We start from the raw sequence: 16,955 nt of genomic DNA on the forward strand, positions 1-16,955 counted from the left end.
GGTCCGGTGTTACATTAACTGTTTCTTTAATTCTTCCGCCAGAGGATAGCTTTTAGCAATCGCCGCATCCAGTAATGCTAAGCCTTGTTGCCGTTGCCCCTCCAGAATCAAGCGGCTGCCAACCCAAGCCATCACCTCAGCATCTTGCTGAGCTAACAGATATTGCTCCCATCTCTTATCATAGGCAGCCATAATCCGTTGTGCACCCCGATGCCCATTTTGGGCCGCCTGATCCCACCAGAAATTTGCCGAATAACTGGCCGGAACGTTAAAAGAAGCACTGACCCAGGGCGCCTTATTATGCCCAACATCATTCTTAACGATCTGATACACATCATGATCAAACTTGCCTGTTAACTTCAACCCCAATAAAGACTTCACTTTACTTTCGGCAGCAAAGTCCGCGCGCAACTCTTCGGTGATAGTACCATCATCGGCTATACGCACTACTGCATATCCGACAAAGCCATCAAAATCCACTTTTACCGGATTCGTCCGCCGGAACACCGATAAATCAAGCTGCGGTTCAATATCTAAGGAATCATCAATAGATAAATAATTCCGGCTCTGCACATCGACCAATCTCAGAACACCACCCAGCAAAAATTGATGTTGCGGTGAGCCCATCAACGCGCCTTGCCATAGTTGATGCTGGTCGATAAGTTCTTCAACTTTTTCTACCCGCACCCCGCCATCCATTGCAAAATCCAGACGTACATTAAACAGGTGCTTACTACCGGTCGCTTCATACTGCCAACGACTTATCGCGCGCACAGATTCGCGATCAAAGACACCTTCCGGATATGCATCAACAACGTCTGCTGACTGCACTTTGCCTTGTTCATCTACCAGAAAGCGCATCGCGACATAACCAAACTGGCCAGCCTTTGCCGCAGCCACCGGATACTTTGGCGGGACACGTTTAATAGGGTTCGGCCGCTCGACAACGGCTGGCTCATTTTCCCAACTCTTTGGCCAGACTTGTACTTGTTGTTTCAATAACTGCAGCTGCTGCTCCACTGCTGCCAGAGACTGCGCATCAATATTTTGTTGTTGTTGCGCAACCAGATTACCGGCATCCGCCCGGCCCAACTCCGCAGCCAGCATAAAATAGGCTAAGGCCTTATTTCGATCCTGAGTTACGCCTTCACCATTAAAATACATCGCCCCTAAATTAAAGGCGGCGTCCTTATTTCCTAATGGTAATAGCTTCTCAAATTCCTGCTGCGCAAGGTTGTAATTTTGTTGCTCATAGGCCGTCAAAGCCTGCCACCAATCCGCAGTAGCAGGTTGCGCAACCAGCAGACCTGCTGCGAAAAACCATAGTTTTTTCATCAAAACTCCTTTTCAAGTCATTTATGGCGTGACTAAATTGAGGACAGCAGTATCAAATACTTACAATTAAATTACAAGATGCAATATTGGCAGATGCTTTGCCAGGCTTTGAGTTTGTTGGTTAAATTCAACGAAGCGTGGGCAGGACTGGTGGAGGGTAACTGCATTAAAGCAGGTACCTGCTCCGGTGCCAGCGTCGGCAACACCAGCTTGCGGAAACTTTGCGCCGCCTTGGCACCGTTAAACGCCAGTGCACGAATTTGCGGCTGTTGTTGCAATAAACTGGCAAAGTCATTCGGTGTTTCAGCGCGGATCGCGCTATCCAAGCTACCCTGACGCTCGCAACTCTGCAGCACGTCCCATAGACCGATACCCTGCGCCTGCAATTGCATTAGTCGCTGTGGATAGGGTAAATCGTAAGCAAAATCAAACAGCTGCCCCATAATAGGCCAAAACGCATTGCGAGGATGGGCGTAGTATTGCTGGGCGGCCAGCGAGGCGGCACCCGGCATACTGCCGAGCACCAACAACCGGGTATCAGGCGGGAGAACCGCCGCTAGGCTGGTAAGGCGTTCTGCCATAGCTCCGGCTGATATTGCCGCACCTTCTGCCAGGCCATGACCGCTTGTTCTTTATCGCCCTCCTGCTCTGCCAGATAGGCTAATACAGCATACAGGTAACCATTGCTGGCGTGATCACGCAACCAGTGCTGCACGGTCTTGCGTAGTTTTAACACTGAGCGACCGAGCGGAATTTGCCGCAGATAAGGCCAGGCCGCGGGTAAATCATCCAGCGTCAGCGCCTGTACCAGTTTCTGCTCGGCTTGTTCGTTTTGGCCCTGCTGCGCCAGCGCCCAGGCCAGGCCTAACATAGCGGCCGCGGATTTACGTTCCTTCGCCGGTAAATTCTGCCAGTAGTCGGCCTGCTCTGAAAAACCCTGCAAACTGAGCTGACTGATTGCCGCCGGATAAATAGCAAAGCGCCGCTGCTGCCAGCTATCTTTACTAAACCAGCGCTCGCTCACGGCTTGTGGTACCGTTTGCAGCAAACTTTGCCATTGCCCGGCCTGCTGTAATGCCTGCAAATACAACTGGCCCAATGCCGGGTCCTGCTTTGCCTGCGACAAATGCTGCGCCAGTAAGCGACAGGCTTCTCCTGCCTGCCCTTGCTGTAATAACAAATCGGCCTGCACAAAGGCACTGTTAGAGCCACTGACTTCAAGCGCACCGGCTAAATGACCGGCTTGCTCCGTTTTACCCGCATACAGGCTGGCATAGCTGGCCAGCATCCGCTTTTCGGTGGCAAAGCTGGGATCATTCAACGCCAGCTGTAACTGTTCACTGGCCTGAGACCATTGCTGACGCGCATAGGCTTGTAACCCCAGGGCAAAAGCTGCTTGCGCTTTTTTCGCCCGCCGCACCCGAAAAAAGCTAAATGACCATTTTTGCCAGCGCGCTAAATGCCGCAGCACCGTGACGAGTAAGGCGCCAGCCAGCAGCACTAAACCCAGCGCAATCACCAGACCGAGTAACGTCATTTCGACACTGTAGCCGGCCACAATCAACTTGATATAACCCGGATTATTAATCAGTACCGGCCCCAGCAACATTGCCAGAATTAAAATCAGTGTTAGCAGCAACAGCTTAATCATAAGCCCTCCTCAGAGAGCAGGGATAACTGGCGCTCCAGCTGCGCCGGACTTTGTAGTACAGGCAACTCAACCTGACTCAGCGCCAGCTGGCTTAATTGCACCAGCTCGCCTGCAGCCTGCTGTACTGCGCTACTCTCTGCGGCGAAATAGCGCTGTAGCAGATCGGCAGCTTGCTGTATTGCCCGACTAAATACCGCTTGCTGGCCCTGCAACAATGCTTGCTCAGCCAACAATAATTGCTGCTGTAAGGTCAAACGTAGCTGCACCTGTTGTTCCGCGCTCAGATTAATAAAATCTTCCGCCACGGCCGGGCGTACCTGAAATAACTTGCTCCAGCTTTGTTGCCAGTATGCGGCCAAATTCTGGCGCCAGTTGGCCAGCTCGCCATCAGCAACAGGCTGAGTAACCAGAGCTTGCTCCTGCTGCTTCAGCGGCAGTTGTAAACTTTGCTGCCGCAGTTGCGCCAGCTGCAGATAAACCTGGCTATAGTCCGGCAGGCTTAACTGCTGCAACGCAGTTAAGTCATCACGAATACTTTGCCGTACCGGTAACAGCGCCGGATTATCCAGTCTTACCAGCTGAGCATCGGCCTGCTGCAGTAACATACGCGCGCTGCGTAAATCCTGTTGCAATACCAGACTGTAACTGGCGCGTTTTAACAGATAGCCGACCTCTGACAGTAACCAATGTTGTGGCGGCGCGCCGTCCTTTTCCTGCAACTGCTGACGTAATAGCGCCAGCTGGCTTTGTAATTGGCTGGTCAGCTCTGCCTGACTCGCCTGCTGTGTGTGCTGCCAATTTTGCCATTGTTGTTCAACGTTACTTTGCTGCTGCGTTTGTTGCTCGCTAAGTTGTGCCATGGCCTGCGCCAGCTGTTGTTCCAGCTGCTGTGCGCTACGCTGGCTTTGACTGAGCTGCTGCTGCATACCCTGCCATTGTGGCCATAACCACCAGCCGGCAGCAGCAATGCCGCCTCCGAGCAACAACACCAACAATAAGGCGAACACGGCCATGCCACTGCCGCCGGAGCCAGCGCGCTCGTTTTCAGTCTCGGCCAGCTGGGCTTTTAGCTCGGCCAGCGGCGCTTCACTGTCGATGGTAGTTGGCTTTTGCTCACTCATAACAAGTCCTTCTTAAACTGCTGTATCGCCTCTAATAAGGCATCATCATTCGCGCTTTGCGCCAGCTGGATCCTTGGCGCGGCAATGCCCAGCGTCAGCGCACTGTCACGCGCTCTTGGGCTGACCAGGATCCAGCCCAGCTGACAAAGCCAGCTATGTTCGGCAACCGGCACCAAATCAAAAATACGCTGCAGGATTTCATTACTGGTCGCTACCACACAGCGGATGCCCTGCTGACGCCATTGTTGGCACAACATAGCACCGTCTAACGGCAGCGGGATCCGGCTATAGCTTTGTACATAACGCACCAGGGCGCCGCGCTGACTTAGGGTTTGTTTAATCAATTCGCGTCCGGCATTACCGCGCACCACCACGACCTGCAAGCCGACGACATCTTGTAACTCCGGTAAACCGAGCAAGCCTTCGCTGCGCTGATCTTGTGGCACCAGCACACTGCGGCCGGTCCAACGGGTTAAAGCAGCGGCGGTGGTTTCACCTACCGCCAGTAAAGGCGCGGTCAGCTCGCTAGGATCGAGTTGCTGCTCCAGTGCATGCACCGCACTTAAACTGACGAACACCAGCAAGTCCGCTTGCTTTAATAAGCGCAGATCTTTGGCTTTTAACTGTACCATCTGGGTAGTAATCACCGGCTGGTACAGATAGGGCACGCCGCTGTCATCCAGAGCTTCCAGCAGATGATCCGCTTTGCCGGCCGGCCGGGTGATTAAAAACATGCTGGTTAGCTGCCCTGATACACAGCAGTTAAAATCTTACCGGCGCCCGCGGCCAGCAGTCGCTCAGCCAGTTGCAGCCCCAGGGCTTCAGCGCTGCTGGCTGGCCCCTGCACTTGATCGCGGATAATTTCGCTGCCATCGAGGGAACCCACCAGACCGCGCAGCGTGATTTGCTCACCGTGCTGGGTGGCAAAGGCACCAATCGGCACCTGACAACCGCCCTGCAGGCGGCGGTTCATTGCCCGCTCGGCCAGCACACAATTGCGGGTCACACTATGCTCCAGCGGCGCCAATAACGCTTGCACCCGCTGGTCGCTGGTGCGGCATTCAATACCCACGGCACCCTGACCATTAGCCGGTAAACTCTGCTCTACCGGCAGATAGCCCGCGATGCGCTCAGCAAAACCCAGCCGCAGCAAACCGGCCGCCGCCAGAATAATGGCCGCGAACTCACCGTTATCCAGCTTGGCCAGCCGGGTATTCACATTGCCGCGCAAGTCCCGCACCTGTAAGTCGGGACGTAGCGCTTTTAACTGACATTGCCGGCGCAAACTGGAAGTACCGACGACCGCACCCGGCGGTAACTCGGCGATAGCACGAAATTGATTGGAGACAAAGGCATCGCGCGGATCTTCACGCTCGCAAATGGTGCTGAGCATCAAACCATCCGGAAACTCTACCGGCACGTCTTTCATACTGTGCACGGCGATATCGGCGCGGTCTTCCAGCATCGCGGTTTCCAGCTCTTTCACAAACAAACCTTTACCGCCAATTTTGGCCAGTGGCGTATCGAGAATCTTATCGCCCTGGGTCGACATCGGCACCAGCTCTACCGTTAACTCCGGGTGGTGCTTTAATAATTCGGCTTTTACAAACTCAGCCTGCCACAGCGCCAGCGCGCTTTTCCGGGTGGCAATACGGATCCTCTGCATCAGAGCTCCTCAGCATGTTGCAGCAGCCGGCTTTGTAAGAAGCGGCTGATTTCATCAATTTCCTGCGCGCAAACACTGTGCGGCATCCGGTAATCCTGCCAACTGACTTTAAAGCCAGCCGCTTTAAAGGTTTGATACGCTTGCTGACCCGCGGCCAGTGGTACCACCGGGTCCTGAGTACCATGCCCGATAAATACCGGGGTCGCTTTGTTATGGCTCAACATTTCAGCACTCAGCTTGTCCGGGCAGGCCATATAGGTGGATAAGGCAATAAAACCGGCCAGCTTATAGGGTAAGCGCGGTAATAAATGTAGCGTAATGACGCCACCCTGGCTAAAACCGGCCAGTACAATGCGCTCACTCGGGATGCCATCGGCAATCAGCTTGTCTAGCAAGGCAGTAACGGCTGCAGCCGATTGCCGCACCCCTTCTTCGTCGGCGCGGTTAGTTAAGTCCATGGTTTTAATATCGTACCAGGCGCGCATCCGCATGCCGCCATTAACGGTAACCGGCATTTCCGGCGCATGCGGGAAAATAAAGCGGATACCGGCCGCTGCCGGTAACCGTAGCTCCGGCACTATGGGCGCAAAACCATGGCCGGAATCCCCCAGGCCATGCAACCAGACAACGGCGGCTTTTACTTCGCCCTGTGGTTTCACATCAACAAAAGGAAGTAACGCCATTATGCTGTACCCAACGCAATCGGATAACCAGCTTGCTTACTGGCCGCATCATTAATCAGTTGCCAGAATTCGCTACCGCTGCGGTTATCAATCCACTGGCCATTACGCAATTCAAAATGGTGGCCGTTAAACTTGGTCGCAACCCAGATCTGCTGCAGTGGCGGCTGTTTGTTGATAATGATTTTACTGCGGTCGGCAAAGGTGATCGCTAACAAGCCACCATTCGACTCGTAATCCAGATCAAGCTCCTGCCGCTCTATGCTCTCTTCGACGGCCAGTAGTAACTGATCCGTTAATTCCTCATATTCTAGGTCATTCATCTGCTTCACCTGTTTGCTTTTACTGCTAAGGATGCGATTATAGAGCGTCGATTAATTAATGAAATAAAAACCATGCACGCTCAGCGAATTTCGCGCTTACTGCGCCTGTTAACCGGCGCGTTGCTGGCCACAGTATTGCTTAGTGCTTGTGGTCAGAAAGGTCCGCTTACCTTACCACAGGCCGAGCCGGAAGTGGCAGCGCCGCCACCGCAAAAGATTACCGAAGACACTGAATCACAGGGGTAAGCAGATTGGATTACTTTAGTTATCAGGGCAATAGCTTATTTGCCGAACAGGTGGCCCTGGCCGATATCGCTAGCCAATATGGCACACCGACCTATGTTTATTCCCGCGCCACCATAGAGCGCCATTACCGTGCCTTTGCCGATGCCGCGGCGGCGCATCCGCACAGCCTGGTCTGTTATGCGGTGAAAGCCAATAGCAACCTGGCGGTATTGAACCTGCTGGCCCGCCTGGGCAGTGGCTTTGATTTGGTATCCGGCGGCGAACTGCGCCGGGTCATTGCTGCCGGTGGCGATCCGGCGAAGGTGGTGTTCTCTGGTGTCGGTAAAACTGCCGAAGAAATGCACTTTGCGCTGCAATTGGGAATTAAGTGTTTTAACGTCGAATCGGTCAGCGAGCTGCACCGCTTACAGGACGTTGCCAAAGCGCTGGGCAAAAAAGCACCGGTGTCACTGCGGGTTAACCCGGATATCGATGCCAAAACCCATCCTTATATCTCTACCGGGCTAAAAGCCAATAAATTTGGCATTGATATCCTGCTGGCGGCGGATATTTACCGCGCGGCACGTGAATTGAGCCATATCGAACTGGTCGGTGTCGACTGCCATATCGGTTCACAACTGACCGAAACCCAACCCTTCCTTGATGCGCTGGAAAAACTGCTGGCCCTGATTGAAGCCCTGAAAGCGGATGGTATTGAGCTGAAGCATATCGATATCGGTGGCGGCCTGGGCGTGACCTATGATCAGGAGGTGCCACCGTCGCCGGCTGACTACATCAGCAAGGTGGTGGAACGTTTAAAAGCCTATCCACAGCTGGAACTGATTATGGAGCCGGGCCGGGCCATTATGGCCAATGCCGGTATCCTGCTGACTAAGGTCGAGTTTTTAAAGCCTGGTCAGGAAAAGCACTTTGCCATTGTTGATGCAGCGATGAATGATTTAATCCGGCCGGCTTTGTACAGCGCCTGGATGAATATCGTGCCGGTGGTACTGAATAACAGCTTGCCGCGGCAGAACTATGATGTGGTGGGCCCGGTGTGCGAAACCGGCGACTTCCTCGGTAAAGATCGGGAATTGGCGATTGCCGAAGGTGATTTACTGGCAGTTCGCTCTGCTGGCGCCTATGGTTTTACCATGAGCTCTAACTACAACAGCCGGCCACGCGCCGCTGAAGTGATGGTAGACGGCCAGCACTGTCATCTGATCCGCCAGCGTGAACAATGGCAGGATCTGTGGCGTGGTGAGCAGGTGATCAGCAGTTAATCTTAAGGGCGCTATGTTACTTAACTTCAGCAAGATGCACGGTCTGGGCAATGATTTTATGATGGTAGATGCCGTCAGCCAGAACATTTTCCTGACCAAGGAGCAGATCAAGCAGCTGGCCGATCGCAATTTCGGTATTGGTTTTGATCAGCTGTTAATGGTCGAGCCGCCTTATGATCCGGACCTGGACTTTCACTACCGCATTTTTAACGCCGACGGCTCCGAGGTTGAGCAATGCGGCAATGGTGCCCGTTGTTTTGCGAAATTTGTGCGCTATCGTGGCCTGACCAATAAAACCAAGATCAATGTCAGCACCAAGTCTGGCAAGATCACGCTTTATGTCGAGCAGGATGGTCAGGTGACCGTCAATATGGGCGTACCACAACTGGAACCGGCGCAGGTGCCTTTTAAAGCACAAAAGCAGGAAGCGACCTATATTTTACTGAGCGAACAGCAAACCGTATTCTGCGGTGTGGTGTCGATGGGTAATCCGCATGCGGTGCTGGACGTGCCAGATCTCGATACGGCGCCTGTACGCACTCTGGGACCGGAGCTGGAATTGCACGAGCGGTTTCCGGAAAAAGCCAATATCGGCTTTATGCAGGTGCTCAATCCGCAGCATATTAAACTGCGGGTATGGGAGCGCGGAGCTGGCGAAACGCTGGCCTGTGGCACCGGTGCCTGCGCGGCAGTGGTGGTTGGCCAGTTACAAAAGAAACTCGCGCAACAAGTACGGGTGGATTTACCGGGCGGTAGCCTGCAGATCCGCTGGAATGGACCTGGCCAACCGGTAAAAATGACCGGCCCGGCTGAACATGTTTTTGATGGACAACTGACGTTATGACAGACACCCTGATAAAAAGCCAGGAACTGGTTGCTGCTTCGGTAGTGGCTGATTATCTGCAACAACACCCGGACTTCTTCCAGCATTATCCGGAGCTGCTGCCATTGTTACGCCTGCCGCATCAGCAACGCGGCACCGTATCGCTGGTCGAGCGTCAGCTGGAGCTGCAACGCGAAAAAATCCACCTGTTACAGGAAGATATTACCCGTTTAATGTCGGTAGCCCGCCAGAACGAACATATTTTTCTGGCGTTAAATGCCTTGCATATCGCGGTGCATCAGGCCAAGAGTCTCAGTGATATTCAGCAGGCATTGCAGGCCTTTGCCGATGCTATGCCGCAGGTGAAATATTGCCGTTTGCTCGGGCTGGAGCAGCCAGGCGCTGATCTGAGCCCCTATCAGCTGCTGCTAAGCCGTCGTCTGCAACAACAGCCGGTATATCTGGGCCGGCTGAATAAAGAAGAACAGCATGACATCTTTCCGGCCAAGGTGCATTCAGTGGCCTTGCTGCGGATTGACCAGCAAGACACGCCACTGGCGATCCTGGCCTTTGGCAGCGAGCTGGATGATCATTTCCAGCCCGAGATGGATGTCTTATTCCTGCGCCACCTGGTGACCTTGCTGGCACTGGTGCTGCCTGCTTATGTCAACGCCTGAGCTGCCGCTGCGCTGGGCTGAGCCGGTGCAGCAGTTTCTCAACTACCTGAAGCACGAACGTGGCTATAGCCCGCAAACGCTGAGCAGCTATCAGCAGCAACTGACAAAACTGGGCCTTGCGCTGCACGCTGACTCAGCCAGCTGGTTTGTGCTCAGTGAACAACAATTGCAGCGACAGTTTTTACGCTTCCGAAAAAGCGGCCTCAGTGCCCGCTCCCTGAGCCTGGCGGCCTCAGCACTGCGCAGTTTTTACCGCTACGCTATCAGCCAGCAGTGGCTAAGCCAGAACCCGGCCGATTATCTCAAACTGCCAAAACCGGACAAAACCCTGCCCAAACAGCTGGAAATTGAACAAATCAGCCAGTTGCTGAGCTTTGACAGCCACGACGATATTCTGGCCTGCCGCGATAAAGCGATGCTGGAGCTGTTTTATTCTTCCGGCTTGCGGCTGACCGAGCTGGTTGCACTGAATTTGCCGGATTTACAACTGAGCGAAACCTTAGTGCGGGTGACCGGTAAGGGCAATAAGCAACGCCAGTTACCGGTTGGCCGGATGGCGCGCTCGGCGCTGCGCGAATGGCTGGTGCAGCGCCCGGCGCTGTTAGGTGCAGATACGCCAGCCACCGATCAACAGGCACTGTTCTTAAGTATCGAGCGGCAGCGTATTTCACCGCGCCAGGTCAGAGAACGGGTTTTACACTGGGCTAAACAACAAGGCTTGGGGCAACAGTTACATCCGCATATGCTACGTCACTCTTTTGCCAGCCACTTATTGCAATCCAGTGGCGACCTGCGCGGCGTACAAGAGCTATTAGGCCATGCCAATCTCAGCACTACCCAGGTGTATACCCACCTGGATTTTCAGCATCTGGCCAAGGTTTATGATAGCGCCCATCCAAGGGCCAGGAAAAAATAATGCAATTATTTAAAGCCTTACAACATATTTCGGTATTGTCTTTCGATTTAGACGATACCCTGTACGACAACAAACCGGTGATTGCCGCCGCCGAAGCTGCCATGCTGCAGAGTCTGGCACAGCATGCCCCGCTTACCCGCAGTTACAACAGTGATTTTTGGTGGCAGCAGCGCCGTTTACTGGCTAAGGCCACACCAGAGATCCGCCATGATTTAGGCCGTTGGCGTCTACTGGGTATTGAAGCCGGCTTAGTCAGTTTAGGCTTAAGCCAGTGTGAGGCAGGCGAAATTGCCGAGGTGGCTTATACCGCTTTTTGGCAGGAACGTACCAATATCAAGATCAAGCCGGAAGTCAAAGCGCTGCTAACGGCGCTGGCGAGCCGTTATCAACTGATTGCGATCACCAATGGCAATGCCTGTATTCAGAAAATGGGCTTGGGCGAGTTATTTGAGTTTAGTCTGCAAGCCGGCCCGGATGGCCGGATGAAACCCTACGCCGATTTATTTCTTACCGCCGCCAGCCGGTTACAGACCGCGCCGCAGCGTATTCTGCATATCGGTGACAGCCACCGTGCCGATGTGATGGGCGCGCTAAATGCCGGTTGCCAGGCCGCCTGGTTGGATCACCTGCAGCAGCCGGTAACTATCCTGCCGCATCTGCGCCTGACTGCGCTGGCACAGCTTGCCGCCCTTCTGGATGCTAACTAGCACGTGGTTTATGTTGACGAAAACCGGCCACAATCCAGCTGAGTATCAGATAGATTAACAGCGGTGGTAGTGTCGCTAATACCAAAATAGAAATCAGGTTTTGTCGCTTAGCCTCGGTAACTTGTGTAAGTTGCGCTTGGTAGTTAGCGAGCCATTGTTCAGGGCTTGGGCCTGAAAGATGGTGCCTTATAACACTGCCATTTGCTAAGACTGTTGTATCTTCCTGATGGTTTTGATAACGCTCTACAGCTGCTTGTAATTCAGCAATTCTGCTCTCGGCCACAGTAAACTGGGAATATGCGATATAAGCCAGATAACTTAGCCAACTAACAACGATGACAATGTAAATTCTCTGCCATCCATTTAAACCTTGCATTAATTCACTCCCTTAAATTTCAATGCGTATCATTTTAGTTGGCCAACGCTACAAGGTGTTTGCATTCTTTATTTGCCAAAAAATTAACAACTTGAACCTATCATATAAATACCACCCTCACAAGGCGCATGATTTGTGCACCACTACCCTGCCTAAATAAAGGCTTTCTAATGCATGTCAGGAAGATAGTAACTGGTTATTTATCCACTAAATCACCCAGCTGACTTGGCGCCCCGCGACTGGCTGTTATAATGCCCCGATACTAAGTAAACGAGGCCAACTAATGGATGTTTCTTACCTGCTGGACGGGCTAAATGATAAACAACGCGATGCGGTAGCGGCACCCCCGCAACATATGCTGGTACTGGCCGGAGCCGGTAGTGGTAAGACCCGGGTGCTGGTGCATCGCTTAGCCTGGTTAATGCAGGTAGAACGCGTTGCGCCCTATAGTTTGCTGGCCGTAACTTTTACCAATAAAGCGGCGCAGGAAATGCGCGCCCGGATTGAAAGCACCATTGGCGTCAGCCTGAATAATCTGTGGATGGGCACCTTTCACGGCCTATCACATCGTATGCTGCGCGCCCATTATCAGGAAGCCGGTTTACCGCAGGGCTTTCAGATCATCGATTCTGACGACCAGTTAAGGCTGGTGAAGCGGGTATTAAAAGCGCTGAATCTGGATGAAAAGCACTGGCCAGCCAAACAGCTGCAGTGGTTTATCAATGCGCGTAAAGATGAAGGCGAACGCCCGGGTATGCTGGACGCCGGTGGTGATTACAGCCTGGCGCAAATGATTAAGATCTATGCCGCGTATCAGGAAATGTGTGATCGCGCCGGTCTGGTCGATTTTGCCGAAATCTTGCTGCGCAGCTTTGAGCTGTTAAAGCAGAATGCCGAGGTGCGCGGCCACTATCAGCAGCGTTTCCGCCATATTCTGGTCGATGAGTTTCAGGATACCAACGCTATTCAATATCAGTGGCTGCGATTGCTGGCCGGCAGCAGCGCGAAGGTCATGATTGTCGGTGATGATGATCAGTCGATCTACGGTTGGCGCGGTGCCCGCGTTGAAAATATCCAGCAGTTTTTAAAAGATTTTGACGGGGCGGATACCATCCGCCTGGAGCAAAACTACCGCTCCACTGCAACAATTTTGAAAGCTGCCAATGCGGTGATCAGCAATAACCAAAGCCGGCTTGGCAAAGATCTGTGGACCGACGGTAGCGAAGGCGAAAGTATTTCGCTGTATACCGCCTTTAACGAACTGGATGAAGCCCGCTTTATTGTCAGCCGTATCCGCGACTGGCATAACAAGGGTAATCCGCTCACCGATACCGCCATTCTGTATCGTAATAACGCCCAGTCACGGGTTTTGGAAGAGGCGTTAATTCAGGATGGTTTACATTATCGCATCTATGGCGGCCTGCGCTTCTATGAACGGCAGGAAATTAAAGATGCGCTGTCTTATCTGCGGCTGATTAACAACCGTCAGGATGACGCGGCGCTGGAGCGGATTATCAATACGCCGGCCCGCGGTATCGGTGATACCACCCTGGATAAAGTACGGCAGCAAGCGCGCGCGCAGGGTCAGACGCTGTGGCAGGCATTAGAGCAACTGTTGCAGGAAAAGCAGCTTAGTGGCCGTGCGGCGAATGCTATCGCGCAATTTATGCAGTTAATTGGCCAGTTGGATGCTGAGCTGACCGAGCTGCCACTGCACGAGCAGGCTGAACATGTGATCAAACAATCCGGGCTCTATGCCATGTATCAGGCGGAAAAAGGCGAGAAAGCCCAAACCCGGATTGAAAACTTAAACGAGCTGATCACCGCCTGCCAGAACTTCGACAGCCCACTGCTGGAAGAAATGAGCCCACTGTCGGCGTTTTTATCTCAGGCGGCGCTGGAAGCGGGTGAATATCAGGCGGAAGAGCATTCCGATGCGGTGCAGCTGATGACATTGCACACCGCCAAAGGCCTGGAGTTCCCATTAGTATTTGTGTGTGGCCTCGAGGAAGGGCTGTTCCCCAGCCAGCAAAGCGGTGATGATCCGGTAAGGCTGGAGGAAGAGCGGCGCCTCTGTTATGTCGGCATGACCCGCGCCATGCAAAAGTTGTATTTATGCCATGCCCAAAGCCGCCGTTTATACGGCCAGGAGCAATATCCGAAACCGTCGCGCTTTTTACGCGAGCTACCGGCCGAGTGTGTCGAAGAAATCCGTTTAACCACACAGGTTAGCCGGCCGCTGGTTAATAACCGCTTTAGCGGTGCCGCCAGCCACAGCGCCTTTGAAAACACCGGCTTTAAGCTCGGGCAACGGGTGCTGCATGAAAAGTTTGGCGAAGGCACTGTCCTGAATTACGAAGGCAGCGGCCCGCAATCGCGCATTCAGGTCAACTTTGATCAGTTGGGCAGTAAATGGCTGATGACCGCATACGCCCGGCTGGAAGCAATCTAAATGCGACTACACCAGCTCGGCCAGTTGTTACAGCAGGCCGCTGAGCAGCGGGTACGGCTGCCAGTCTGGTTGCAAGGTGAGCCTGCCGCCTTATTGCACCTTGCCAAACAACTGCTGGCGCAATATGCGCCAGAGCGTTGTTGGTGGCTGGGGAGTGAGGCACCGGAGCAGTGCACAGCGCTTAAGCAGGCGAAAGCGCATCAGTTGCTGGGCACCGAATGTGACTGGTTGGTGATTAACGCCTGTAGCGGCTTTAACGGCGATCAGATCGCCGCCGCCAGTGGCGCCTTAAAAGCCGGTGGCTTGTGGCTGCTGCTGACACCGCCTACCGACAGTTGGCTGGCGCAGCCCAATCCGGACCATCAGCCGTTATTATCCTACCCACTGACCCCGCCTGCTGGCGCGCAAGGCTATACTGCTTTTTGGCGCAATACTTTGCAACAAGCCAATCTGTTGCACGCCCAACTTACAGCGGATGGCGATATTCAAATCCTGCAACAACCCATTTTTCCCCCGCTAGCTGTGGCGGCTAAGTGCCAGCCGCCTTTTAGAACTGCCGGGCAGCAGACAGCCGTGGCGGCTATTGTAAAAGTAGTAACAGGCCATCGCCGTCGCCCGCTGGTATTAACTGCCGATCGCGGCTGCGGTAAATCGGCTGCGCTGGGGCTGGCCGCAGCAGAGCTGGCTAAGCAGGGTAAACAACGCATCCTGATCACGGCCCCCTCCCAGCTTCAGGCCAGTGTTGCCCTTGCGCACTTCGCCAGTCAGGTCCAGCAAGCGCAACAAAAAGCACTGCAGTTTATCGCGATTGACCAGTTATTGGCTGAGCTGCCAGTCGCTGATCTGGTGCTGGTGGATGAAGCTGCAGCCCTGCCGGCCCCGCAATTACAACAGCTGGTTAATCACTATAGCCGGTTGGTGTTTGCCAGCACCGAGCATGGTTACGAAGGCACAGGCCGGGGTTTTCAGTTAAGGTTTCAGCCTTATTTAGCGCAACAATGTCCTGACTGGCGGCAGCTACGCTTAACCGAGCCAATCCGCTATCAATCACAGGATCCGCTGGAACAGTTAATCCGGCACAGCTTTCTGCTAAAACTGGACTTGCCCGAGCCAGCATACGACAGTACTCAAGCTGTGCTGTTAAAGCATTATCAACATCACGACTGGCTGGCCGAGCCGACAAAGCTGCAGCAGGTCTTTGCCTTGCTCAGCTTTGCCCACTATCAAACCCAGGTTAAAGATTTACTGGCGTTAATAGAAAATGCTGCTCTCGCAGTGTATACCCTGGAGCAAAACGGCCAATTACTTGGCTGTATGTTGCTTAGCAGCGAAGGCGAGTTTAGCGCCGAACTGGCAGAGCAGATCTATCAGGGCAAGCGGCGGGTACAGGGGCATCTGCTGGCGCAAAGTCTGGCCTTTCATCTTGCCGAGCCCGGATTGGCGTGCCTAAAACTGGCGCGCATTATGCGCATCGCCATAGTGCCCGGCTTACAACAGCTAGGGCTGGGTAGCCAGCTACTGCAATGGGTCAGTCATGAACTTAGCCGCCGTGGTTATCATTATCTTGGTAGTAGCTTTGGCGCCACGCCGAGCTTATTAGGTTTTTGGCAGCGCAATGCTTTTTTGCCAATCCGCCTCGGTCAACAACTGGATAAAGCCAGCGCCGAACCTTCGGTACTGGTATGTAAAGCCTTACAGGGTGACACTGCTACGGTCAGCCGTCTGGCTGAACATTTCTCGCAGCAACTGTATCTGGAACTTACCGAATACCCGACGACTTTGGAGCCGGTATTGTTGCTAAGATTGGTTAAACCGCCACTGCGTATCCTTAGCCCTGCCGAGCAGCAGCAACTTAGCTTGTTTGCTAACGGGCAACGACCTTATGAACTGGTTTCAACCTTGCTGGTCTATTGGTTTAACCAGTACCGGTTACAGTTAGATCCGCTGGCAACTGCTGTCTTTATCGCCCGCTGCTGGCAAAAACAGTCCTGGCCACTGCTTGCCAGGCGTTTTCAACTCGCCGGTAAAGCCGCCATTATTAAACTGATGCAGCAAAGCGTCGCCAAACATCATTAAACAGAGCAGAAATAGTGGGGCTGGCTGCCGAAAGCTGGTACAGTCAGGAAAATTTGCGGAGCCCTTATGCTTAGTCTGTTATCGTTATTACTTGCCACCAGCCAACCAAGCCTGGAACACCTTAGCCAGTCCGAGCGCAGCCTGCTCCAGGCCGCCTTGGCAGCGCAGCAAGCTCATAGTGTACTAAGCGTGCAATATGAAGCATGCCAATCACAACGTGACTACCGTCAGGCCGGTTTACCGGATTTGCAGCTGTTACGCTCGGCGATCGAGGCCAAGCTGCAGCTGCCATATCAGAATTTCCTGTTCGCCAGCCGACAAGCCGGTGACTGGCAACGCCTACAACCGCGTGACCCTCTGCAAGCTGGCAGCTGTGATGAATTTAACCGCTATCGGGAGAATCTGGATCAGTACGAGTTACAGCTGTTTGCATTGGAGATTGCCGAACCACTGGCAAGCAGTCTCACGGACAACCGCAGCGAAGCAGATGATACTAAACAGCTACAACTACTGCGCGGTTACTTACAACGGTCCAGCAGTGTTGCTGTTGCTAAAGTATTTGATCGCAGCCAACTAAATCCGATCGAACAGGCTAATTTTTTGCATCCCGACTATCAGAGTCGTTATACCATTCCACCTTGTTT

The 16,955-nt window shown here is 53.4% G+C and carries 18 protein-coding genes; 9 read left to right on the plus strand and 9 right to left on the minus strand.

From position 1 onward, the window contains the following. Positions 1 to 9: 9 nt before the first annotated feature. The 8 genes from AAY72_RS12390 to cyaY form a co-directional block, all read right to left on the minus strand. The gene (locus tag AAY72_RS12390; protein WP_057787853.1) at positions 10 to 1,335 is read right to left on the minus strand and encodes a TonB family protein; all 1,326 of its coding nucleotides are present in this window, start codon (positions 1,333 to 1,335) and stop codon (positions 10 to 12) included. Positions 1,336 to 1,406: 71 nt separating this feature from the next. Then, on the minus strand, positions 1,407 to 1,916 hold the full coding sequence (locus AAY72_RS12395; RefSeq protein WP_008985083.1) for a DNA-deoxyinosine glycosylase: 510 nt from the start codon (positions 1,914 to 1,916) through the stop codon (positions 1,407 to 1,409). Then, positions 1,892 to 2,986, minus strand: a complete 1,095-nt coding sequence (locus AAY72_RS12400) for a heme biosynthesis protein HemY (protein WP_057787854.1) — start codon at positions 2,984 to 2,986, stop codon at positions 1,892 to 1,894. Before AAY72_RS12400 ends, AAY72_RS12395 begins: the two co-directional genes overlap by 25 nt. Beyond that, positions 2,983 to 4,107, minus strand: a complete 1,125-nt coding sequence (locus tag AAY72_RS12405; protein ID WP_008985081.1) for a uroporphyrinogen-III C-methyltransferase — start codon at positions 4,105 to 4,107, stop codon at positions 2,983 to 2,985. The genes AAY72_RS12400 and AAY72_RS12405 overlap by 4 nt, the downstream gene beginning before the upstream one ends. Then, positions 4,104 to 4,841 carry a uroporphyrinogen-III synthase gene (locus tag AAY72_RS12410; protein ID WP_057787856.1) on the minus strand — a complete coding sequence of 246 codons (738 nt, stop codon included), beginning with the start codon at positions 4,839 to 4,841 and terminating at the stop codon, positions 4,104 to 4,106. Before AAY72_RS12410 ends, AAY72_RS12405 begins: the two co-directional genes overlap by 4 nt. A 5-nt stretch (positions 4,842 to 4,846) precedes the next feature. Then, a complete protein-coding gene (gene hemC, locus AAY72_RS12415; protein ID WP_057787858.1) occupies positions 4,847 to 5,773 on the minus strand; it encodes a hydroxymethylbilane synthase in 927 nt (308 codons plus the stop codon). Further along, a complete protein-coding gene (locus AAY72_RS12420) occupies positions 5,773 to 6,456 on the minus strand; it encodes an alpha/beta hydrolase (protein WP_057787860.1) in 684 nt (227 codons plus the stop codon). The genes hemC and AAY72_RS12420 overlap by 1 nt, the downstream gene beginning before the upstream one ends. Next, positions 6,456 to 6,776, minus strand: a complete 321-nt coding sequence (gene cyaY, locus AAY72_RS12425) for an iron donor protein CyaY (RefSeq protein WP_057787862.1) — start codon at positions 6,774 to 6,776, stop codon at positions 6,456 to 6,458. Before cyaY ends, AAY72_RS12420 begins: the two co-directional genes overlap by 1 nt. 72 nt (positions 6,777 to 6,848) lie before the next feature. On the opposite strand from cyaY, the gene AAY72_RS16570 reads away from it, so the two are divergent. Genes AAY72_RS16570 through AAY72_RS12450 form a run of 6 tightly spaced genes read left to right on the plus strand, consistent with a single transcriptional unit; the run spans position 6,849 to position 11,407 of the window. Beyond that, positions 6,849 to 7,022, plus strand: a complete 174-nt coding sequence (locus AAY72_RS16570) for a lipoprotein (RefSeq protein WP_008609791.1) — start codon at positions 6,849 to 6,851, stop codon at positions 7,020 to 7,022. Positions 7,023 to 7,027: 5 nt separating this feature from the next. Continuing rightward, positions 7,028 to 8,284 carry a diaminopimelate decarboxylase gene (gene lysA, locus AAY72_RS12430; RefSeq protein ID WP_008609792.1) on the plus strand — a complete coding sequence of 419 codons (1,257 nt, stop codon included), beginning with the start codon at positions 7,028 to 7,030 and terminating at the stop codon, positions 8,282 to 8,284. Positions 8,285 to 8,297: 13 nt separating this feature from the next. Continuing rightward, complete coding sequence (dapF, locus tag AAY72_RS12435) at positions 8,298 to 9,128, plus strand: diaminopimelate epimerase (protein ID WP_057787864.1); 831 nt, start codon at positions 8,298 to 8,300, stop codon at positions 9,126 to 9,128. Continuing rightward, positions 9,125 to 9,784: a DUF484 family protein gene (locus AAY72_RS12440; RefSeq protein WP_057787866.1), complete on the plus strand. Its 660-nt coding sequence runs from the start codon at positions 9,125 to 9,127 to the stop codon at positions 9,782 to 9,784. Before dapF ends, AAY72_RS12440 begins: the two co-directional genes overlap by 4 nt. Beyond that, a complete protein-coding gene (gene xerC, locus AAY72_RS12445) occupies positions 9,771 to 10,700 on the plus strand; it encodes a tyrosine recombinase XerC (protein ID WP_057787868.1) in 930 nt (309 codons plus the stop codon). The genes AAY72_RS12440 and xerC overlap by 14 nt, the downstream gene beginning before the upstream one ends. Further along, positions 10,700 to 11,407 carry an HAD-IA family hydrolase gene (locus AAY72_RS12450; RefSeq protein WP_057787870.1) on the plus strand — a complete coding sequence of 236 codons (708 nt, stop codon included), beginning with the start codon at positions 10,700 to 10,702 and terminating at the stop codon, positions 11,405 to 11,407. The genes xerC and AAY72_RS12450 overlap by 1 nt, the downstream gene beginning before the upstream one ends. Here the strand turns inward: AAY72_RS12450 and AAY72_RS12455 are convergent. After that, positions 11,400 to 11,783: a hypothetical protein gene (locus tag AAY72_RS12455; RefSeq protein WP_057787872.1), complete on the minus strand. Its 384-nt coding sequence runs from the start codon at positions 11,781 to 11,783 to the stop codon at positions 11,400 to 11,402. The two genes, AAY72_RS12450 and AAY72_RS12455, sit on opposite strands and share 8 nt — an antisense overlap. 283 nt (positions 11,784 to 12,066) lie before the next feature. Between AAY72_RS12455 and uvrD the strand changes: the two genes are divergently transcribed. From uvrD to AAY72_RS12470, 3 genes are all read left to right on the plus strand, one after another. Beyond that, the gene (gene uvrD / locus AAY72_RS12460; protein ID WP_057787873.1) at positions 12,067 to 14,235 is read left to right on the plus strand and encodes a DNA helicase II; all 2,169 of its coding nucleotides are present in this window, start codon (positions 12,067 to 12,069) and stop codon (positions 14,233 to 14,235) included. Beyond that, positions 14,236 to 16,311, plus strand: a complete 2,076-nt coding sequence (locus AAY72_RS12465; protein ID WP_057787875.1) for a GNAT family N-acetyltransferase — start codon at positions 14,236 to 14,238, stop codon at positions 16,309 to 16,311. Between the two features lie 66 nt (positions 16,312 to 16,377). Then, a partial coding sequence (locus tag AAY72_RS12470; protein ID WP_057787877.1) for a hypothetical protein occupies positions 16,378 to 16,955 on the plus strand: 578 nt, incomplete at its 3' end.

This window comes from Alishewanella sp. WH16-1, assembly GCF_001441695.1.
GTDB classification, from domain to species: Bacteria; Pseudomonadota; Gammaproteobacteria; order Enterobacterales; family Alteromonadaceae; genus Alishewanella; species Alishewanella agri.

Excerpts from the sequence above, each read along its gene's own strand:
- AAY72_RS12390 (WP_057787853.1), bottom strand. The coding sequence starts at position 1,335 with ATGAAAAAACTATGGTTTTTCGCAGCAGGTCTGCTGGTTGCGCAACCT.
- AAY72_RS12395 (WP_008985083.1), bottom strand. The coding sequence starts at position 1,916 with ATGGCAGAACGCCTTACCAGCCTAGCGGCGGTTCTCCCGCCTGATACC.
- AAY72_RS12400 (WP_057787854.1), bottom strand. The coding sequence starts at position 2,986 with ATGATTAAGCTGTTGCTGCTAACACTGATTTTAATTCTGGCAATGTTG.
- AAY72_RS12405 (WP_008985081.1), bottom strand. The coding sequence starts at position 4,107 with ATGAGTGAGCAAAAGCCAACTACCATCGACAGTGAAGCGCCGCTGGCC.
- AAY72_RS12410 (WP_057787856.1), bottom strand. The coding sequence starts at position 4,841 with ATGTTTTTAATCACCCGGCCGGCCGGCAAAGCGGATCATCTGCTGGAA.
- hemC (WP_057787858.1), bottom strand. The coding sequence starts at position 5,773 with ATGCAGAGGATCCGTATTGCCACCCGGAAAAGCGCGCTGGCGCTGTGG.
- AAY72_RS12420 (WP_057787860.1), bottom strand. The coding sequence starts at position 6,456 with ATGGCGTTACTTCCTTTTGTTGATGTGAAACCACAGGGCGAAGTAAAA.
- cyaY (WP_057787862.1), bottom strand. The coding sequence starts at position 6,776 with ATGAATGACCTAGAATATGAGGAATTAACGGATCAGTTACTACTGGCC.
- AAY72_RS16570 (WP_008609791.1), top strand. The coding sequence starts at position 6,849 with ATGCACGCTCAGCGAATTTCGCGCTTACTGCGCCTGTTAACCGGCGCG.
- dapF (WP_057787864.1), top strand. The coding sequence starts at position 8,298 with ATGTTACTTAACTTCAGCAAGATGCACGGTCTGGGCAATGATTTTATG.
- AAY72_RS12440 (WP_057787866.1), top strand. The coding sequence starts at position 9,125 with ATGACAGACACCCTGATAAAAAGCCAGGAACTGGTTGCTGCTTCGGTA.
- xerC (WP_057787868.1), top strand. The coding sequence starts at position 9,771 with ATGTCAACGCCTGAGCTGCCGCTGCGCTGGGCTGAGCCGGTGCAGCAG.
- AAY72_RS12450 (WP_057787870.1), top strand. The coding sequence starts at position 10,700 with ATGCAATTATTTAAAGCCTTACAACATATTTCGGTATTGTCTTTCGAT.
- AAY72_RS12455 (WP_057787872.1), bottom strand. The coding sequence starts at position 11,783 with ATGCAAGGTTTAAATGGATGGCAGAGAATTTACATTGTCATCGTTGTT.
- uvrD (WP_057787873.1), top strand. The coding sequence starts at position 12,067 with ATGGATGTTTCTTACCTGCTGGACGGGCTAAATGATAAACAACGCGAT.
- AAY72_RS12465 (WP_057787875.1), top strand. The coding sequence starts at position 14,236 with ATGCGACTACACCAGCTCGGCCAGTTGTTACAGCAGGCCGCTGAGCAG.